The sequence below is a fragment of the Micromonospora deserti genome, from assembly GCF_003236335.1.
In the GTDB taxonomy this organism is placed as follows: Bacteria; Actinomycetota; Actinomycetes; order Mycobacteriales; family Micromonosporaceae; genus Micromonospora; species Micromonospora deserti.
This window is the reverse complement of sequence record NZ_POUB01000053.1, coordinates 1-15797: the sequence shown is the minus strand read 5'-3', so window position 1 is coordinate 15797 and position 15797 is coordinate 1. Positions and strand designations below refer to the sequence as shown.

At 70.4% G+C, this 15797-nt stretch carries 14 protein-coding genes, 1 tRNA gene, 1 pseudogene and 1 riboswitch; of the genes and pseudogenes, 9 read left to right on the top strand and 7 right to left on the bottom strand.

The annotated features are described in order from the left end of the window. Positions 1–169 precede the first annotated feature (169 nt). Entirely contained in the window at positions 170–958 is a 789-nt protein-coding gene (locus C1I99_RS10700; protein WP_158554043.1) for a phosphotransferase enzyme family protein, read from the top strand. 148 nt (positions 959–1106) lie between these two features. Here C1I99_RS10700 and C1I99_RS10695 read toward each other — a convergent pair whose 3' ends face one another. Together C1I99_RS10695 and C1I99_RS10690 are read right to left on the bottom strand one after the other, a co-directional pair. Beyond that, positions 1107–2072: a phosphotransferase family protein gene (locus C1I99_RS10695; protein WP_111134060.1), complete on the bottom strand. Its 966-nt coding sequence runs from the start codon at positions 2070–2072 to the stop codon at positions 1107–1109. Between the two features lie 307 nt (positions 2073–2379). Further along, positions 2380–2453: transfer RNA gene (locus C1I99_RS10690), tRNA-Gly, on the bottom strand. 313 nt (positions 2454–2766) lie between these two features. Between C1I99_RS10690 and C1I99_RS10685 the strand changes: the two genes are divergently transcribed. From C1I99_RS10685 to C1I99_RS10670, 4 genes are all read left to right on the top strand, one after another. Further along, the gene (locus C1I99_RS10685; protein WP_111134059.1) at positions 2767–3750 is read left to right on the top strand and encodes a zinc metalloprotease; all 984 of its coding nucleotides are present in this window, start codon (positions 2767–2769) and stop codon (positions 3748–3750) included. A gap of 143 nt (positions 3751–3893) precedes the next feature. Continuing rightward, a complete protein-coding gene (locus C1I99_RS10680) occupies positions 3894–4322 on the top strand; it encodes a hypothetical protein (protein WP_111134058.1) in 429 nt (142 codons plus the stop codon). Further along, on the top strand, positions 4316–4546 hold the full coding sequence (locus tag C1I99_RS10675) for a helix-turn-helix transcriptional regulator (RefSeq protein WP_111134057.1): 231 nt from the start codon (positions 4316–4318) through the stop codon (positions 4544–4546). The genes C1I99_RS10680 and C1I99_RS10675 overlap by 7 nt, the downstream gene beginning before the upstream one ends. Next, positions 4543–5514, top strand: coding sequence for an NAD(P)-dependent alcohol dehydrogenase (locus C1I99_RS10670; protein WP_199562073.1), 972 nt, complete (start codon positions 4543–4545; stop codon positions 5512–5514). The genes C1I99_RS10675 and C1I99_RS10670 overlap by 4 nt, the downstream gene beginning before the upstream one ends. Positions 5515–5525: 11 nt before the next feature. Here C1I99_RS10670 and C1I99_RS10665 read toward each other — a convergent pair whose 3' ends face one another. Further along, on the bottom strand, positions 5526–6068 hold the full coding sequence (locus C1I99_RS10665; protein ID WP_111134055.1) for a pyridoxamine 5'-phosphate oxidase family protein: 543 nt from the start codon (positions 6066–6068) through the stop codon (positions 5526–5528). 78 nt (positions 6069–6146) lie between these two features. Between C1I99_RS10665 and dcd the strand changes: the two genes are divergently transcribed. Next, the gene (gene dcd / locus C1I99_RS10660) at positions 6147–6725 is read left to right on the top strand and encodes a dCTP deaminase (protein WP_111134054.1); all 579 of its coding nucleotides are present in this window, start codon (positions 6147–6149) and stop codon (positions 6723–6725) included. A 57-nt stretch (positions 6726–6782) separates the two neighbouring features. Here dcd and C1I99_RS10655 read toward each other — a convergent pair whose 3' ends face one another. After that, complete coding sequence (locus tag C1I99_RS10655) at positions 6783–7823, bottom strand: C40 family peptidase (protein WP_111134053.1); 1041 nt, start codon at positions 7821–7823, stop codon at positions 6783–6785. A 12-nt stretch (positions 7824–7835) separates the two neighbouring features. Beyond that, positions 7836–7971, bottom strand: a riboswitch (cyclic di-AMP (ydaO/yuaA leader). A gap of 240 nt (positions 7972–8211) precedes the next feature. Between C1I99_RS10655 and C1I99_RS10650 the strand changes: the two genes are divergently transcribed. Continuing rightward, on the top strand, positions 8212–10233 hold the full coding sequence (locus tag C1I99_RS10650) for an N-acetylmuramoyl-L-alanine amidase (RefSeq protein WP_111134052.1): 2022 nt from the start codon (positions 8212–8214) through the stop codon (positions 10231–10233). Between the two features lie 62 nt (positions 10234–10295). Here the strand turns inward: C1I99_RS10650 and C1I99_RS10645 are convergent, their stop codons facing one another. From C1I99_RS10645 to C1I99_RS10635, 3 genes are all read right to left on the bottom strand, one after another. After that, positions 10296–11309 (bottom strand): C40 family peptidase, encoded by a 1014-nt coding sequence (locus tag C1I99_RS10645; protein ID WP_111134074.1) that lies wholly within the window; start codon positions 11307–11309, stop codon positions 10296–10298. Between the two features lie 269 nt (positions 11310–11578). Beyond that, positions 11579–13807: a (Fe-S)-binding protein gene (locus C1I99_RS10640; RefSeq protein ID WP_111134051.1), complete on the bottom strand. Its 2229-nt coding sequence runs from the start codon at positions 13805–13807 to the stop codon at positions 11579–11581. A gap of 380 nt (positions 13808–14187) precedes the next feature. Beyond that, entirely contained in the window at positions 14188–14451 is a 264-nt protein-coding gene (locus C1I99_RS10635) for a cell division protein CrgA (RefSeq protein ID WP_091100210.1), read from the bottom strand. Positions 14452–14679: 228 nt separating this feature from the next. Here C1I99_RS10635 and C1I99_RS10630 point away from each other — a divergent pair, with 228 nt between their 5' ends. Together C1I99_RS10630 and C1I99_RS10625 are read left to right on the top strand one after the other, a co-directional pair. After that, positions 14680–15486, top strand: a complete 807-nt coding sequence (locus tag C1I99_RS10630) for a DUF881 domain-containing protein (protein ID WP_111134050.1) — start codon at positions 14680–14682, stop codon at positions 15484–15486. Continuing rightward, positions 15483–15797 (top strand): annotated as a pseudogene (locus C1I99_RS10625) (hypothetical protein); the annotation flags it as partial. The gene C1I99_RS10630 and the pseudogene C1I99_RS10625, both read left to right, overlap by 4 nt.

Sequence of the window (15797 nt, the reverse complement as noted above, 5' to 3'; positions counted from 1 at the left end):
TCATTTCCGCGTCCAGCGCATGGACCGCTCTCTATCGGCTGGTAGGCCGGGGCACGTCGACAACCTCAGTGGCCGTCAACTCCCACGGCCTGGTGTTGCCTCCGGTGACACCACCTTGTGGCCCGTCGATGGCCCAGGACGGAATCTTGAGCTGTGCCATCATGGGCCGATGGTCTCGCGGTGGTGGCAGCTGGACGCCTGGGCAGGTGTTGATCTCGTTCGTCCCCTGGTGGGTGGTCATCGCAACGAAGTAATGCTTGCGTCGCGAGGCAACCAGCAGTTGGTGGTTCGCCGGTCTAAACGGTCGTTTGAGTCACTCGCGTGGGAGCTGAGCCTTCTCGAACACCTCCTTGGACACGGCATTGGGGTGCCAAGGGTGGTTGTTGCCGACGATGGGCGTCGTCATGTTGACGGTGTGGTGGTCAGCCAGTTCGTTGAAGGTCGGGAGCCGAGTGACAGCCTGGATTGGCGCCGCGTGGTCGACACGCTGACCGCGATGCACGAGTTGACCACGGGCTGGCCACAGCGCCCCGGATTCGCCTCCAGCCGGCAGTTGCTCAACACTGATCGTGGTGGGGACGTGCGCCTGGACGCCATGCCAGCTGGTGCTGTGGACGCAATCCGCGCCGCCTGGCAGCCAATGCAGGGTCCGGAGTGCGTCGTTCATGGTGATGTCGGTGCCAGCAACATTCGAGTTGATGGGGATCGGGTGACGTTACTGGACTGGGACGAGGCGCGGGTTGACCTATCCTCCTTTGACTTCGCATCCGTGCCAGAGGAGGTCGAAGTGCCGGCCGCAACGAGCCGGCAGGCGTTGCGTACGGCCGGCGTGGCATGGGAGGCCGCGACTTGCTGGACCGCCGAGCCCGATTACGCGGCGAGACGGTTGGCTGAGCTCTACGACCGGCAGGCCAGCATGGCTTCCGCAAACGACAAAGGGTCGATCTCAATTAGCTAACCCCTCGTCCGGCGGTTGCCAGACCGCCCAGGTTCCTGCCGCTCGGGCTGATAGCGGATCTCCTCGTCGGGCAGTGGTAGACCTTCCAGGCTCCCGGGCGGGACAAGGTGGAGCGCCCTACGTCCCAAACCCGGTTCTGCACCCGCCGTTACAGGTCGCGTAGAGCGGTGGCCCAGTTGGCGAGCATGCCCTGGCAGAAGGTGAGGTGATCGGGGCCGTAGCCGCGTGGTCCGCATTCGGTGACCAGGATCAGGCCGAGGTACAGGCGGTACAGCGCAAGCCGGCGGGTCAGTGACTCGTCGAAGTGGAGCCGGCCGGCCGCATCGCGGTATCCGGCGATGAGCTCGCTGTGGGCGTCGATCGGGCCGCAGAACTCCAGGGATACGAGTTCCGCTGCCGCGTCTCCCCAGAACGCGCGCTCGTGATCGATCAGCCCGGTGATACGAGGCTTACCGTCGCCGGTGACGAAGATGTTGCCGGGCCAGAGATCGAAGTGGACCAGTGTTGGCGTGTCCACGTCGTCCAGCGCATCGGCGTGCGCGTCGACCAGCGCCAGCACCTCGTTTGAGGTCATGCCGAGCGGAGAGCGCCAGTGCTGCGCGTCGGCGAGGACGGCGGTCACCATCGCAGTGAACGCTTCGCGCCACGTGCTCGCGGTAAGCGCGGACTCGGGCGCCGGGTACCCGAATTGCTCGTCGGGCGAGACTACGGTATGTAGGCGAGCGGTGATACGGCCGAGCTCGCGCAGCAACACCGGCGTGGCCTCGGCCGGCAGGTGGTCGCGTGCCTTGTCCCACGGCGCGCCGCTGAGCGCCGACAGCACGAGGAACTCCTCATCGGCGTGGAGTAGCTCAGGCAGCGGGACGCCGGGAACCGCGGACGCCAGCCGATACACGAGGGCCTCGGTGGCCAGGATCCCCCGTTCGTACCGCAGCACCGGCGCCTGCCGAGGTGGGGCGAGCTTGACGACGGCGTCGCGGCCGTCGTGGAGGCGGATCCGGTATGCCGTGTTGAACCAGCCGTCACACAGTTCGGCCTCGACGTGGCATCCTACGCGCATCGCTGCGCGCAGCATCGTGTCGAGCGTATCCGGACTCAGCCGCCGCTTGGTCATACTCTGCACGGGTGCAGCGTAGTGGGCCGCTCCTGGGCATAGATCATCCTTTGAGGCCGGTACTCTTTGCCCGTGGCTGGTAACGACCTCGTGCGCAATTGGGCAGGGCCAGATCGGCGTGGTCGGCACAGTCGAGTCGCATGATCCGCTCGACGAGTTGGATCGCTTCGTCTCGGCTCAGCTTCGCAGGCAAGCCACGCTCCTCCGATCGAGGCTCATGGCACGCCAGTGGCACGCCGCATGATCGTTGACCTTGGAAAATCGAAGGCCCCGGCTCGGACTGACGTCCTGGCCAGGGCCTCGATCGTGGAGCGGGTGACGGGAATCGAACCCGCACTGTCAGCTTGGGAAGCTGATGTTCTGCCATTGAACTACACCCGCAGGCGGCACCACTGTACCTGAGTCGCCACGCACCTGCACCCAGGTACCCCTCCGGTGCTGCGCCGCCGCCCGCCGGGTCGATGATCCACTCGTCGGCGCCGGCGTGGCGGTCCCCGGGCGGGTGGGACGCCAGCGTCGGCGACCTGGGAGTCGATCCTGGAGTGCTGCGCGCCCCGCGTCAGGCCAGGAAAGAAGTTTCCTCCCGGCAACATATGACCGTTCTCAAATCTGTCGATCGGTTGTAACGTCTGCCACACGTTCTCAGCCACGGCGTGACATACCCCCTGTCACGCCGCCAGAAAGAGGTGGGCCCATGGGACTTCGTCCCAACCTGCTGACCCGGCGTAACGCCGGTGTCGCGTCGACGACCCTCGCGCTGCTGCTCAGCGCCGCCGCGGTGGGCGTCATGCCGGCCACTTCGGCCTTCTCCGCCGCCCCGTCCGAGGCGTGCGTCGAGCCGGCCGACGTCCACTCGGACGCCCGCGTGAAGGCGGGTGGTCAGGCGAAGCACGAACCCAACGAGCTGACCCTCGCGCAGACCCGCGAGCGGGAGGCGGACCTGGCCGCCGCGCTGCGCGAGCGGGCGCGGTTCCGCACCGGTGCCGGCGCCACCACGCTGTCGACCGTCACGATCCCGGTGGTCGTGCACGTGATCCAGCGGGACAGCACACGGGCCGGCGGCAACATCCCGGATTCGATGATCAACTCGCAGATCACGGTGCTGAACGAGTCCTTCAGCGGGGCCACCGGCGGCGCGGCCACCGCGTTCAGCTTCCAGCTTTACAAGATCAACCGGGTGACCAACCCGGCGTGGTACCCGATCGTGTACGGCTCCTCGACCGAGCGGCAGATGAAGACCTCGCTGCGCGAGGGCGGCAAGAACACGCTCAACATCTACCTGGGCGAGCTGAGCGACGACCTGCTCGGCTGGGCCACCTTCCCGAAGCGGAAGCTGGACAGCATGGACGGTGTCGTCGTGCTGAGCGAGTCGTTGCCGAGCGGCACCGCCGGCAACTACAACCAGGGCGACACCGGCACCCACGAGGTCGGCCACTGGCTGAACCTCTACCACACCTTCCAGGGCGGGTGCGCCGGCCAGGGTGACAGCGTCAGCGACACCCCGGCCGAGGCGCAGCCGGCCTTCGAGTGCCCGACCGGGCGGGACACCTGCACCGACCCGGGCGCCGACCCGATCACCAACTTCATGGACTACACCTACGACTCGTGCATGTACCAGTTCACGGCCGGGCAGGCCAGCCGGATGCTGACCGCCTGGAACGCGTACCGCGCGGCGTAGTTTGACGTACGACCGGTGCCGGCCCCGATCCCACGGGGCCGGCACCGGCGTTTGTACCGCCATGCAGGTGTAAAGAATTCTTGACATCGATACCCCGCAACCCTACCGTGGTGATGTCAAGAATTCTTTACACGGGAGCGGTCATGGCCTTCGAAGAGAAACGCGCCTGGATGATGGCGCTGGTCGCGGTCGGCGCCTACGCGACGTACGTCGCCCTCCTGCTCGGCCGGGCCGGCGACGCACCGCTGACCGCGGTTCCCTACGCGGCCACGCTGCTGTGGACCGTCACTGGAGCGATCCTCGCATCGATCGCCCTGCACATCGCGGTGTCGATCGTCTCCCCCGAGGGCGCCAACGAGCGGGACGAGCGGGACCGGCAGATCAACCGGATCGGCGAGCAGATCGGCCAGTCGTTCGTCGTCGTCGGCGGCGTGGCGGCGCTGGGCATGGCGCTGGCCGAGTGGGATCACTTCTGGATCGCGAACGTGATCTACCTGTGTTTCGTGCTCTCGGCCGTCGTCGGGTCGATCGCCAAGATCGTCGCCTACCGCCGGGGTTTCCAGTCATGGTGAAACCGACCCGGATCACCAACTCCCTCCGCGCCCTGCGGTCCGCGCACGGCGAGATGACCCAGGCCGAGCTGGCCCGCCGCGTCGGCGTGACCCGGCAGACCGTCATCGCCATCGAGCAGGGCCGCTACTCGCCGTCATTGGAGATGGCCTTCCAGATCGCGGCGGTCTTCGGCGTGCCGCTGACCGACGTGTTCCAGTACCCGACCGGCGAGGAGAAGCCGTGAAAGCGATGGTGCAGGACAGGTACGGCCCACCCGACGTGCTGCGGCTGCGAGACGTGGAGGTGCCCGCACCCGCCGACGGCGAGGTGCTCGTCCGGGTCCACGCCGCCGGCGTCGACCCCGGGGTCTGGCACCTCACGACGGGCCTGCCCTACGCGGTGCGTCTCGCCACCGGGCTACGCCGGCCGCGCCACCGCGTTCCTGGGCTGGACCTCGCAGGCGTGGTGGAGGCGGTCGGGCCGGACGTCACCCAGTTCGCGCCAGGGGACGAGGTGTTCGGCACCGGAGCGGGCAGCTACGCCGAGTACGCGGTGGCACCCGCGCGGAAGCTCGCCCCCAAGCCCCGCAACCTCACCTTCGCGCAGGCGGCCGCCGTGCCGATCTCCGGGCAGACGGCCCTGCACGCCATACGGGGAGCCGGCGGGGTGCGGGCGGGGCAGCAGGTCCTGGTCATCGGGGCCGGTGGCGGCGTGGGGTCCTTCGCCGTGCAGCTCGCCAGCGCGCTCGGCGCCCGGGTCACCGGCGTCTGCGGCCCGACGAAGCTCGACCTCGTGCGGTCGCTCGGCGCGGACGACGTCGTCGACTACACCCGCACCGACATCACCGACGGGGGACGACGGTACGACGTCATCGTCGACACCGGCGGCAACCGGTCGCTGTCCCACCTGCGGCAGGCCCTGGCGCCGAAGGGGACCCTCGTCCTCGTCGGCGGCGAGGCGAGCGGCGGCCGGTGGCTGCAGGGCTTCGACCGTCAACTGCGCGCGCTCCTGCTGTCGCCGTTCGTCAACGGTCGGCTGCTGCCGCTGGTGTCGCCGGAGAGCGCGGCGCACCTCGCCGCGTTGACGGAACTCGTCGAGGCCGGCAAGGTCATGCCGGTCGTCGACCGGGTCTGGCCGCTGGCCGAGGCGGCCGACGCCCTCCGGCACATCGCCGCCGGCCACGCGCGGGGCAAGGCCGTCATCACGATCTGAGGCCACGCCACCTAGGCGGCGGCACGGTGGGCGGGGCGGCCCTGCCGGACCACCCGCGCCTCCGGCACGGCGGTGCCGGAGGCGCCCGGGTCGAGCCAGACCTGGATCGCCGGCCGGCCGTGCGCCTCGCCCGGGCCGCCCGTCACGCCCGGCCCGCGGCGGGCGAGCATCGCCACGTCGACGGTGAACTCGAACAACCGCCAGTCGACCTGCGGGGCGGCCCGGAAGGCGCGGGCCAGCCGGGTGACCCGGGCCGGATCGGTCACCGGCCGGGCCCGGCCGGCCACGTAGGCCTCGTCGTCGCTCTCCTCGGGCGGGAACGAGTGCAGCGCGTAGCGGCCGTCGCGTTCCAGGTCGCGCCGCTTCGGCGAGTCGACGACGAAGCAGAACAGGCCCTCGTCGGTGATCACCGGGGAGACCGGGTGCACCCGGGGCCCGCCGTCGGCGCGGACCGTGGCCAGGTAGCCGAAGCCCGGCCCGTACTGGTGCATGAGAAGGCGGATCCCGTCGGCGAGTCGGGGCTCGTCAGCGGCGAATTCAGACCAGGAAGCCATGCCGACATTCTATCGAACACGTGTACGAACAGGTAGTCCGACACGCAGGTCACGCGTACCGCTCGCTATGGTGGTCCGATGCTGCTCTCCGACCGCGACCTGGTCACCGAGATCAAGGCGGGCACGCTCGCGCTGGAGCCGTTCGAGCCCACGCTGGTGCAACCGTCCAGCATCGACGTACGCCTGGACAAGCTCTTCCGGGTGTTCAACAACCACCTCTACACCCACATCGACCCGGCGCTGCGGCAGGACGACCTGACCTCGGTGGTCGAGGTGCCCGACGGCGAGCCGTTCGTGCTGCACCCCGGGGAGTTCGTGCTCGCCAGCACGCTCGAAGTGATCTCCCTCGGCGACCAACTGGCCGGGCGGCTGGAAGGGAAGAGCTCGCTGGGCCGGCTCGGGCTGCTCACCCACTCCACCGCCGGCTTCATCGACCCCGGCTTCTCCGGCCACGTGACGCTCGAGCTGTCCAACGTGGCGAACCTGCCGATCACCCTCTGGCCGGGCATGAAGATCGGCCAGCTCTGCATCTTCCGGCTCTCCTCGCCGGCCGAGCACCCGTACGGCTCGGCCGTCTACGGCTCGCGCTACCAGGGGCAGCGCGGCCCGACCCCGAGCCGCTCCTGGCAGCACTGGCGCACCTGGCCGACCCGCTGACCTGCCGTGCCGAAGGGGCCCGCTCCACGCCGGAGCGGGCCCCTTCGCGGTACGCGGTCAGTCGGGGCGGCCGAAGCTGTGGATCGGGCCGTCGTCGATCTTCTTCATCTTGACCGGCACCCCGGCGCGGGAGGCGTGCACCACCCAGCCCCCGCCGACGTACATACCGACGTGGTGCAGGTCGCTGTAGTAGAAGACCAGGTCACCCGGGCGCAGCTCGCCCCGGCTGACGGTCGCGGTCGCGCGCCGCTGCCGCGCGGCGTTGTGCGGCAGCGACACCCCGGCCTTCGCCCACGCGGCCAGCATGAGGCCCGAGCAGTCGTACGAGTCGGGGCCGTCGGCCCCCCACACGTACGGCTTGCCGATCTGGGCGCAGGCGAACGTGACCGCGACGCCGGCCGGGCCGCCCGGGTAGCTGGCCGGGCAGGGGGCGGGGCGCAGCGGGCCACCGCCGCCGTTGCCGTACACCCGCAGCCGCAGCTTCTGCAACCGGTCGATCTCGGCGTTGATCTGCTTCTTCTTCGCCGCCAGCTGCGCCTCGGTGCGGCTGAGCTGGGCGACCATCTGATCCAGCGGCGCCTTCGTGGCGACCAGGCGGTCCCGCAGGTCGGCGACCTGGCGGACCTCCTCCTGCTGGCGCTCGGCGAACCGGTCGAGCAGTTCGAGCTGGCCGACCACCTCACCCGGCGAGCGGCTGTCGAGGACGGCGTTGACGGTGGCGACGTTCTCGCCCTTGTACGCCCGCACGGCGAGGGCTCCGACCTGCTCCATCGCCTGGTCGACCTGCTCCTGCAGGGGCTTGATCCGCGCGGCGAGCGCGTCGGCCTGCTTGCGCTTGGCGGCGAGGTCCTGACGGGTGGCGTTGTGCCGTTCGATGATGGGTTCGAGCTTGTTCCAGTCCTCGTCGATCTGGCGTTCGATCTCGGCGACCGACGGGTCGGCGTGGGCCGCCGTGGCGCCGCCGGTCAGGACGACGGCGGACGCCGCCAGTGCGGCGAGGATGGTGGTGCAGCGGGACCAGCGGGAACGCGGCGCAGCCGTCGTCGGGCCGGCGAGAGCCGGCCGTGCCGACGGTGGCCGCGGGGCATGGTGTGCCACCGGGCTCGGTTCTCCTTCTTCCAGACCGCCTACCGGGTTAGCTGACGGGTTCGGGCGGGAAGGGGACGCCCTACCGCAGGGGCTGCGGATTCACCCCGGGGAAACTGGGTCCCCGGCTCGCTCGGAAGCGACTCGGCGGTGTCGGACCGTTACCGCCCCGGATGGACGGACCTGTCACCGGGCCAACGAATGACCAGAGTAGAGACGACCGTTATCGATTCGCAACCCACCCGGCCGTGACACTCCGTACGTCTCACGAGAGCCGCGGCGGCGCGGCGGGTGATGAAACTTATCTTCACGATTTGTAGGTGGATCGAAATGTATTGACGAGACCGTATCCCAGGGGCGAGGGTGACCACGGAGCCACCGAATCCAAGCTGGAGGTTCGATGCACCGATCCGCCCTCTCCACGAGCAGACGGGCGCTGCTCACCGCGATCCTCGTGGGCGCCACCACGCTGGGCCCACTCGCCACCACCACCCCCGCGACGGCGGACACCGCCACCCGACAACAGCAGTACGCCGCCGCGGCGGCCGAGTTCGGCGTACCCGAGAGCGTCCTGCTCGGCGTCTCGTACCTGGAGTCCCGCTGGGACACCCATCCCGGCAGACCGAGCACCAGCGGCGGCTACGGCCCGATGCACCTCACCGACGCCGCGCACGTCACGTCGCTGCCCGCCAACGGCCACATCGACGAGCACGAGGACCCGCGCGGCGACGAGTCGCGACCCCTGGTCGTCGCCGCGGCGGCCGAGACCGAGCCGCCCGCGGGCCCGGCCCGGGACGCCCTGCGGACCCTGCCGGCCGCCGCCGCGCTGACCGGGGCCAGCACGGCTGCGCTCCGGTCCGACCCGGTCGCCAACATCCGGGGCGGGGCCGCGCTGCTCGCCGCGTACCAGCGGGAACTCGGCGGCCCGGTCGGCGCCGCGAGCGAACCCGGGGCCTGGTACGGCGCGGTGGCCCGGTATTCGGGTGCCGACGCCGAGGACACCGCGGCCGCCTTCGCCGACGAGGTGTACGCGCAGATCCGCCTCGGCGCGAGCCGGACCACCGACGACGGGCACCCGGTGACCCTGCCCGCCCAGGCGGTCAGCCCGGACGAGTCCGGCCTGGGCCGGCTCGGGCTACGCCGCGCCGAGCGGCCCGACGGGCTCGAATGCCCGGTCGGCATCGGCTGCGAGTGGATCCCGGCCCCATACCAGCAGTACGGCGCCAGCCCCGGCGCGTACGGCAACCACGACCTGGGCAACCGGCCGGCGCAGCAAAAGATCGAGTACATCGTCATCCACGACACCGAGGGCTACTTCTGGCCCAGCGTCAACCTGGTCAAGGATCCCCGCCGGGTGGGCTGGCACTACACGCTGCGCTCGGTGGACGGGCACGTCGCCCAGCACATCAAGGCCAAGGACGTCGGCTGGCACGCCGGCAACTGGTACGTCAACGCCAAGTCCATCGGCCTCGAGCACGAGGGCTTCGCGGGCCACGGCACCTGGTACACCGAGGCGATGTACCGCACCTCGGCCAAGCTGGTGCGGCACCTGGCGCTGCGGTTCAACATCCCGCTGGACCGGCAGCACATCATCGGGCACGACAACGTCCCCGGCACGGTGGCGTCCACCGTCGCCAGGATGCACTGGGACCCCGGCCCGTACTGGGACTGGTCGCACTACTTCGACCTGCTGAAAGCGCCGTTCCGGTCCACCGGCACGCCGCGGAGCGGCCTGGTCACCATCGACCCGGACTTCGCCGGCAACCAGCCGGCGTTCACCGGATGCTCCCGGCAGCCACCGGGGGTACCGAACCCGCCGCCCCCGAGCACGGACCCCTGCCCGCTGCGCGGCTCGTCCGCGGTGCTGCTGCGCAGCGCGCCGAGCCTCGACGCGCCGCTGGTCACCGACCTTGGTGAGCATCCGGACGGGTCACCGGGCACCATGTACGTCCCCGACCACAGCGCCCGGGCCGCGACCGGCCAGACGTACGCCGTCGCGGAGGTACGGGGAGACTGGACGGCGATCTGGTATCTCGGCCAGAAGGCGTGGTTCCACAACCCCGCCTCCGCGCCGACCGCCAGGTGGGCCACCGGGTTCGTGGTGACGCCGAAGCCCGGGAAGTCGGCCATCCCGGTCTACGGGCGGGCCTACCCGGAACGGGCCGCCTACCCGGCCGGGGTGCCCTACCAGGCGATATCGCCGCTGCAGTACACCTTCCCCGCCGGACAGCGGTACGCGTCGGGCGGGATCGTACCGAGCGAGTACTACCGTGCGGTCACCTTCGACGGGTCGTCCCCGGGCGACTGGACGGTGATCCGCGGCGAGATGCGGTACGTCCAGCTCCAGTTCGGTCATCGCCTGATGTACGCGAACCTGGACGACGTGCTGATCCGGCCCGCGTCGGTCGGGTCCACCGGCTGAGCCGTCGGCAGAACGAAGGGGTCCCCGGCCGACGCCGGGGACCCCTTCTCGTCGGGACCGGATCAGCCGGGTCGGCGGAAGCCGGCGACCGGCATGGTGTTGATGCTGGAGACGTTGACCGGCTTGCCGGCCCGCGGCGCGTGCACCATCTTGTTGTTGCCGAGGTAGAGGCCGACGTGGTGCAGGTCGCTGAAGAAGAAGACCAGGTCACCCGGGCGCGCCTCGGAGCGCGGGATCGCCTTGCCCTCGTTCCACTGGGCGCCGGTGAAGTGGGTCAGGTAGATGCCCGCCGCCTTGTAGGCGTACTGGGTCAGCCCGGAGCAGTCGAACGAGTTGGGGCCGGTGGCGCCCCACACGTACGGGTCGCCGACCTGGGCGCAGGCGGTCTTGATCGCGATCCGGGCCGCCTCGCTGACCACACCGTTGATGGTCGGACAGTTCTCCGTCTTGACGGTGGTCACCGGCAGCGACGCCTCGAGCTTCTTGATCTCGGCGTCGATCTGCTTCTTCTTCGTCGCCAGCTCGTTCTGCTGCTTGGTCTGGGCCGCGATCAGCGTGTCCAGCTTCTGCTTCTCCGCGTCGTACTTCGCGCGGACCGCCAGCACGCCCGCCAACTGCTTGCGCTCCTGCCGGGCCAGCCGGTCCAGCAGGGTGAGCTGCTCGGTGAGCGTGTCCGGCTTGGCGCTGACCAGCAGCGCGCCGATGTCCTGGGACGGGCCGGTGATGTAGTAGTGGGAGGCCAGGTCGCCCACCCGGGTCATCGCCAGCTCGGTCTCCAGTGCCAGCGGCTCGATCTTCTTCTGCAGATCCGCCGACTTCTTGCGGTTGACCTTCAGCTGCGCCCGCACCTTGTTGTACTGCTCGATGGTGGGCTCCAACTGCTCCCACTTCTTGTCGATCGCGGCCTCGATCTCGTCGACCGACGGCGCGGCGTACGCGGGCGCGGCGAGCGTGCCGGCGCCGACGGCCACGGCGGCGACCAGCGTGAGCAGGCGGTGGGCGACCCGGCGCAGGCCACCCGGACGAGCGGACCGTCCCGGCGCGTGACGATGAGGGGGCATGGTTGCCACCGGCACCGACTCCTTTTGCAACCCGACCGCCGGGCGCCTCACGGAGGGGAAGGCGGCGAGGCAGACGATCCACAGCGGTCGGTGCCCCACATTAGGGAACGCCCGCAGCGGAATCAAGGCGACCAACGGCCCCATCACGCCTGCGCGACCGCACGGGCACAGCGGGTGCTGACCGCATCAGAAGCCAGATCCGTCGATACCCCGCGGCTCGCAGCAAACGGCGACGGCGGCGGCACCGCGAGGGGCCACCGCCGTCGGGCGTTGTCGGGGACGCGTCAACCGGCGACCGGCTCGGCCGTCTTGTCACCCTGCGCCTGCTCCGGCTTGACCGAGCGGAGCAGCACACTGGCCACGTCGACGACCTCCACCTGCTCGCCGGCGCCCTTGCCGTTCACCCCGTCGTTGAGCATCGTCGAGCAGAACGGGCAGCCGACGGCGACCGTCTTCGCCCCGGTGGCCATGGCCTCCTCGACCCGGTCCACGTTGATCCGCTTGCCGATCTTCTCCTCCATCCACATCCGGGCGCCACCGGCACCGCAGCAGAAGGAGCGCTCGCTGTTGCGCGGCATTTCGATGAGCCCGCTGGCGCGGTCGGCACCGGACTCGGCGGCTCCGCCGGCGACGGCACTGCCGAGGACCTCGCGCGGCGGGGCGAAGACCCGGTTGTGCCGGCCCAGGTAGCAGGGGTCGTGGTAGGTGACGCCGCCGTCGACCGGCTGCACCGGGGTGAGCCTGCCGGTGGCGACCAGGTGGGCCAGCAGCTGGGTGTGGTGCACCACCTCGAACTCGCCGCCGAGCTGCCCGTACTCGTTGCCCAGGGTGTTGAAGCAGTGCGGGCAGGTGGCGACGATCTTCCGCTTGCTCTTCTCCCGGCCCTCGAACGCCTCGTTGAGGGTCTCCACGTTCTGCTGGGCGAGCATCTGGAAGACGAACTCGTTGCCGATCCGGCGGGCGGGGTCACCGGAGCAGGTCTCGCCCTCGCCGAGGATGGCGAACGTCACGCCCGCCTCGTTGAGCAGCGTGGCCACCGCCCGGGTGGTCTTCTTGGCCCGGTCCTCGAACGCCCCGGCGCAACCCACCCAGAACAGGTACTCGAAGTCCTCGACCTCGCCGACCCGGGGCACTTCGAAGTCCAGACCCTTGGTCCAGTCCTCCCGGGTGTTCTGCGGGGCGCCCCACGGGTTGCCCTTGTTCTCGAGGTTGCGCAGCATCACGCCGGCCTCGGACGGGAAGCTCGACTCGATGAGCACCTGGTAGCGGCGCATGTCGACGATGTGGTCGACGTGCTCGATGTCCACCGGGCACTGCTCCACGCAGGCACCGCAGGTGGTGCAGGACCAGAGCACGTCCGGGTCGATGACGCCGCCCTCCTCGGCGGTGCCGATCAGCGGCTTGTCGGCCTCGGCGAGCGCCAGCACGTCGACGTGGGCGAGCTGCGCGGCGGTGGCCTTCTCCTCGCCGGTCAGGTCCTTGCCGCCACCGGCCAGCAGATAAGGTGCCTTGGCGTACGCGTGGTCGCGCAGGCTCAGCACGAGCAGCTTCGGCGACAGCGGCTTGCCGGTGTTCCAGGCCGGGCACTGCGACTGGCAGCGACCACACTCGGTGCAGGTGCTGAAGTCCAGCAGGCCCTTCCAGGTGAACTGCTCGACCTGGGCGACGCCGAACTGGTCCTTCTCCGGGTCGGCCTCCTCGAAGTCGAGCGGTTTGCCCTCGCTCATCATCGGCCGCAGCGCGCCGAGGCCGGAGCCGACCCGGCCCGGGTCGCGCTTGAAGAAGATGTTGAAGAACGCCAGGAACCGGTGCCAGGCGACGCCCATGGTCACGTTGAGGGCGATCACGATGAGCCAGGTCATCGAAATCGCGATCTTGATAAGCGCGGCGAGGCTGACCCCGGTGTCCCAGTCCGGCAGGACCCCGCCGAGCGCGTGGCTGAGCGGGGTGGCCCAGGTCGGGTGCTCGAAGTGGTCGGTGGCGACCTTGAAGCCCCGGATGACGAAGCCCATGATCAGCACGGCGAGGACGACCGCCTCGACGAAGTAGCCCTGCCACATCGTCGAGCCGGTGAACCGGGAGCGCCCGCCCGGCCGGGTCGGTCGGTTGCGCACCCGGATCGCGATCAGCACCAGGATGCTGACGATGCCGAGGATGCCGATCCACTCGGTGACCAGGCCGTAGAGCACCCAACCGCCGACCAGCGGCAGCCCACCGGTCGGCGAGACGACCTCGAAGTACGCCTCCAGCACCAGCAGCGACAGCACGATGAAGCCGACCATCACGAACCAGTGCGCGGCACCCACCACGCTCCAGCGGAGCATCCGGGTGTGGCCGGCGGTCTCCGCCAGCATCGTCTTCGTGCGGGTGCCCCGGTCGGTGAACCGCGACGGGTCGGGCTGACCCAGCCGGATGACGGCCACCATCTTCATGACCGCGCGTACCGCAAGCCACACCGCCACGGCGGTGATGGCGGCCGCGAGGATCGTGGTGACGATCTGGACGCTGCCCATCGAGTTGGCCTCCCGGTCTGCTGCCTGTCGAGCGGCTCGGCGACCGGTGCCGGGGTCAGGGGCGCGATCGGCGAATCGCCGCTGCGCACCCTCGACCGGACCGGTCGATGACCTCGCTCCGCTCGGTCATGCAGTGCAGCCTACGCGCAAGGTTACCCAGCAGTAACGTGAGTCTTCTCGCACCTGGCCGCGCCGCCCTGCGCACACCTTAGGTGGACCCGCCCGGTACCGCCGGGCAGGGGCCGGGCCGAGTGACCTGAACCCTCGGCGCGGCCGGCGGGAGGCTGTCCGTTTCCTCGGTGCCGGCGACCTCGACCACCAGCCCGCCGCCGACGGCTGACCGGACCCGCCGCCGGGCCGGCGGCGGGCCGCCCCGGCGGTCAGCGCCAGCGGGAGAGCAGGATCAGGGAGGCGACCATGGCGCCGAAGCCGACCGCGAGGTTCCAGTAACCCCACGACATGACCGGGTACTCCTGCTCGGACAGGTAGTAGACCACCAACCAGCCGATGCCGAAGACGATGAGCGCGACCGCCGAGATCGGCAGCCAGACCGGGCTAGGCTTGCGCGTCGCCGCCGTCGCCGTCGGACGCACGTCCGTCGGCGGGGTGTACACCTTCTTCTTGCGGACCTGAGACTTGGGCACGACGCTCTCCAGAGGGGGTGACGACCTCGTCCGGCCTGACAACCGGGCGCGGGGGCGACGGTCCATGGCCAATAATGTTCGACAGCTAGCGTAGTCCCGACGGCCCGTCCTAGCCACGAATGGGGTCAGGCCGGTGCACGGAGTGACCGAAAAAGGCGGACTTTACGGGCCGCCGCACCGGCCCGCGCCTCGGCGGGCGGAAACCAGACGACGGGGAAGGAACGCTCCGTGGAGTACACATCCGGCGCGGCCTCCTGGCAGAAGGTGCTCCGGCGCGTGGTCGCCGGGCTGCTGCCACGGCGCCCACGGCAACGACGGCCGGGCTGGTCGATCGGGGTGCCGCTGATCGCCGCCGCGGCCGGGTTGCTCTTCACCACCACCGCCACCACGGCCGGCGGCACCGCCCTGCGCGAGGACCGGCGGCCCCAGCTCACCCAGCTCATCGAGGACCGCCGCGCGGAGGTGGCGGCGAGCGAGCAGCGGGCCGCGGCGCTGCGCCGCGAGGTCGAGGATCAGACCACGACCCTGGCCGAGTCGGACGGCCCGATCAAGAGGCAGCAGGACCGGGCGGCGGTGAGCCGCGAGGCGGCCGGCTTCACGGCGCTCACCGGCCCCGGCGTGACCGTGGAACTCGACGACGCCCCCCGGCGCGGGGACCAGCCCCCACCCGAGGGTGCCACCAACGACGACCTGGTCGTCCACCAGGGGGACGTCCAGGCGGTGGTGAACGCGCTCTGGGCCGGTGGGGCGGAGGCCATGTCAATCATGAACGTCCGCGTGCTCGCCACCAGCGCGGTACGCTGCGTGGGTAACACCCTGCTGCTGCACGGCCGGGTGTACTCCCCACCATTCAAGATCGTGGCAATCGGCGATCCCGCTGCCCTCCAGCAGGCACTCGCCAGCTCCAAGGGAGTCCGGTTGTTCAAGGACGCGGTCGACAACTACAAGCTCGGCTACAGGGAGACCGTCTCCACGGTGACCGTGCCGGCCTTCGAGGACTCGACCACACTGCGCTCCGCGACGGTGCCCCGGTGAACCGCGTACCCGACGAGGGGCGCGACGGCGACGGGCGGCACCGCGCCCCGGGCGACCACCCGACCGCGTTCCTGCCCAAGGTCGACCGTCCGGAGCCGACGCCCGCCCGACCGACCGGCGGCTGGCCGGATCCGGTGCTCCCGCCGCGCTCGCCGGCACCCCGCCCGCCGTACGCCGGCGAGCCGACCGCCGCCGTCCGCCGGCCGCCGGTCGTCCCGCCCACCGGGTGGCCTCAGGCCGCAGACGCGGCCCGCCCCACCGGCCCGGCACAGGATCCGAACGCCGGCCGGTGGGGCGGGCCGCGTCTGCGG

Bases quoted from the DNA above. Each gene is read 5' to 3' on its own strand.
- C1I99_RS10665 (WP_111134055.1), bottom strand. From the start codon at position 6,068: ATGGCTTCCTGGTCTGAATTCGCCGCTGACGAGCCCCGACTCGCCGAC.
- C1I99_RS10680 (WP_111134058.1), top strand. From the start codon at position 3,894: ATGGCCTTCGAAGAGAAACGCGCCTGGATGATGGCGCTGGTCGCGGTC.
- dcd (WP_111134054.1), top strand. From the start codon at position 6,147: ATGCTGCTCTCCGACCGCGACCTGGTCACCGAGATCAAGGCGGGCACG.
- C1I99_RS10650 (WP_111134052.1), top strand. From the start codon at position 8,212: ATGCACCGATCCGCCCTCTCCACGAGCAGACGGGCGCTGCTCACCGCG.
- C1I99_RS10640 (WP_111134051.1), bottom strand. From the start codon at position 13,807: ATGGGCAGCGTCCAGATCGTCACCACGATCCTCGCGGCCGCCATCACC.
- C1I99_RS10700 (WP_158554043.1), top strand. From the start codon at position 170: ATGGTCTCGCGGTGGTGGCAGCTGGACGCCTGGGCAGGTGTTGATCTC.
- C1I99_RS10675 (WP_111134057.1), top strand. From the start codon at position 4,316: ATGGTGAAACCGACCCGGATCACCAACTCCCTCCGCGCCCTGCGGTCC.
- C1I99_RS10695 (WP_111134060.1), bottom strand. From the start codon at position 2,072: ATGACCAAGCGGCGGCTGAGTCCGGATACGCTCGACACGATGCTGCGC.
- C1I99_RS10685 (WP_111134059.1), top strand. From the start codon at position 2,767: ATGGGACTTCGTCCCAACCTGCTGACCCGGCGTAACGCCGGTGTCGCG.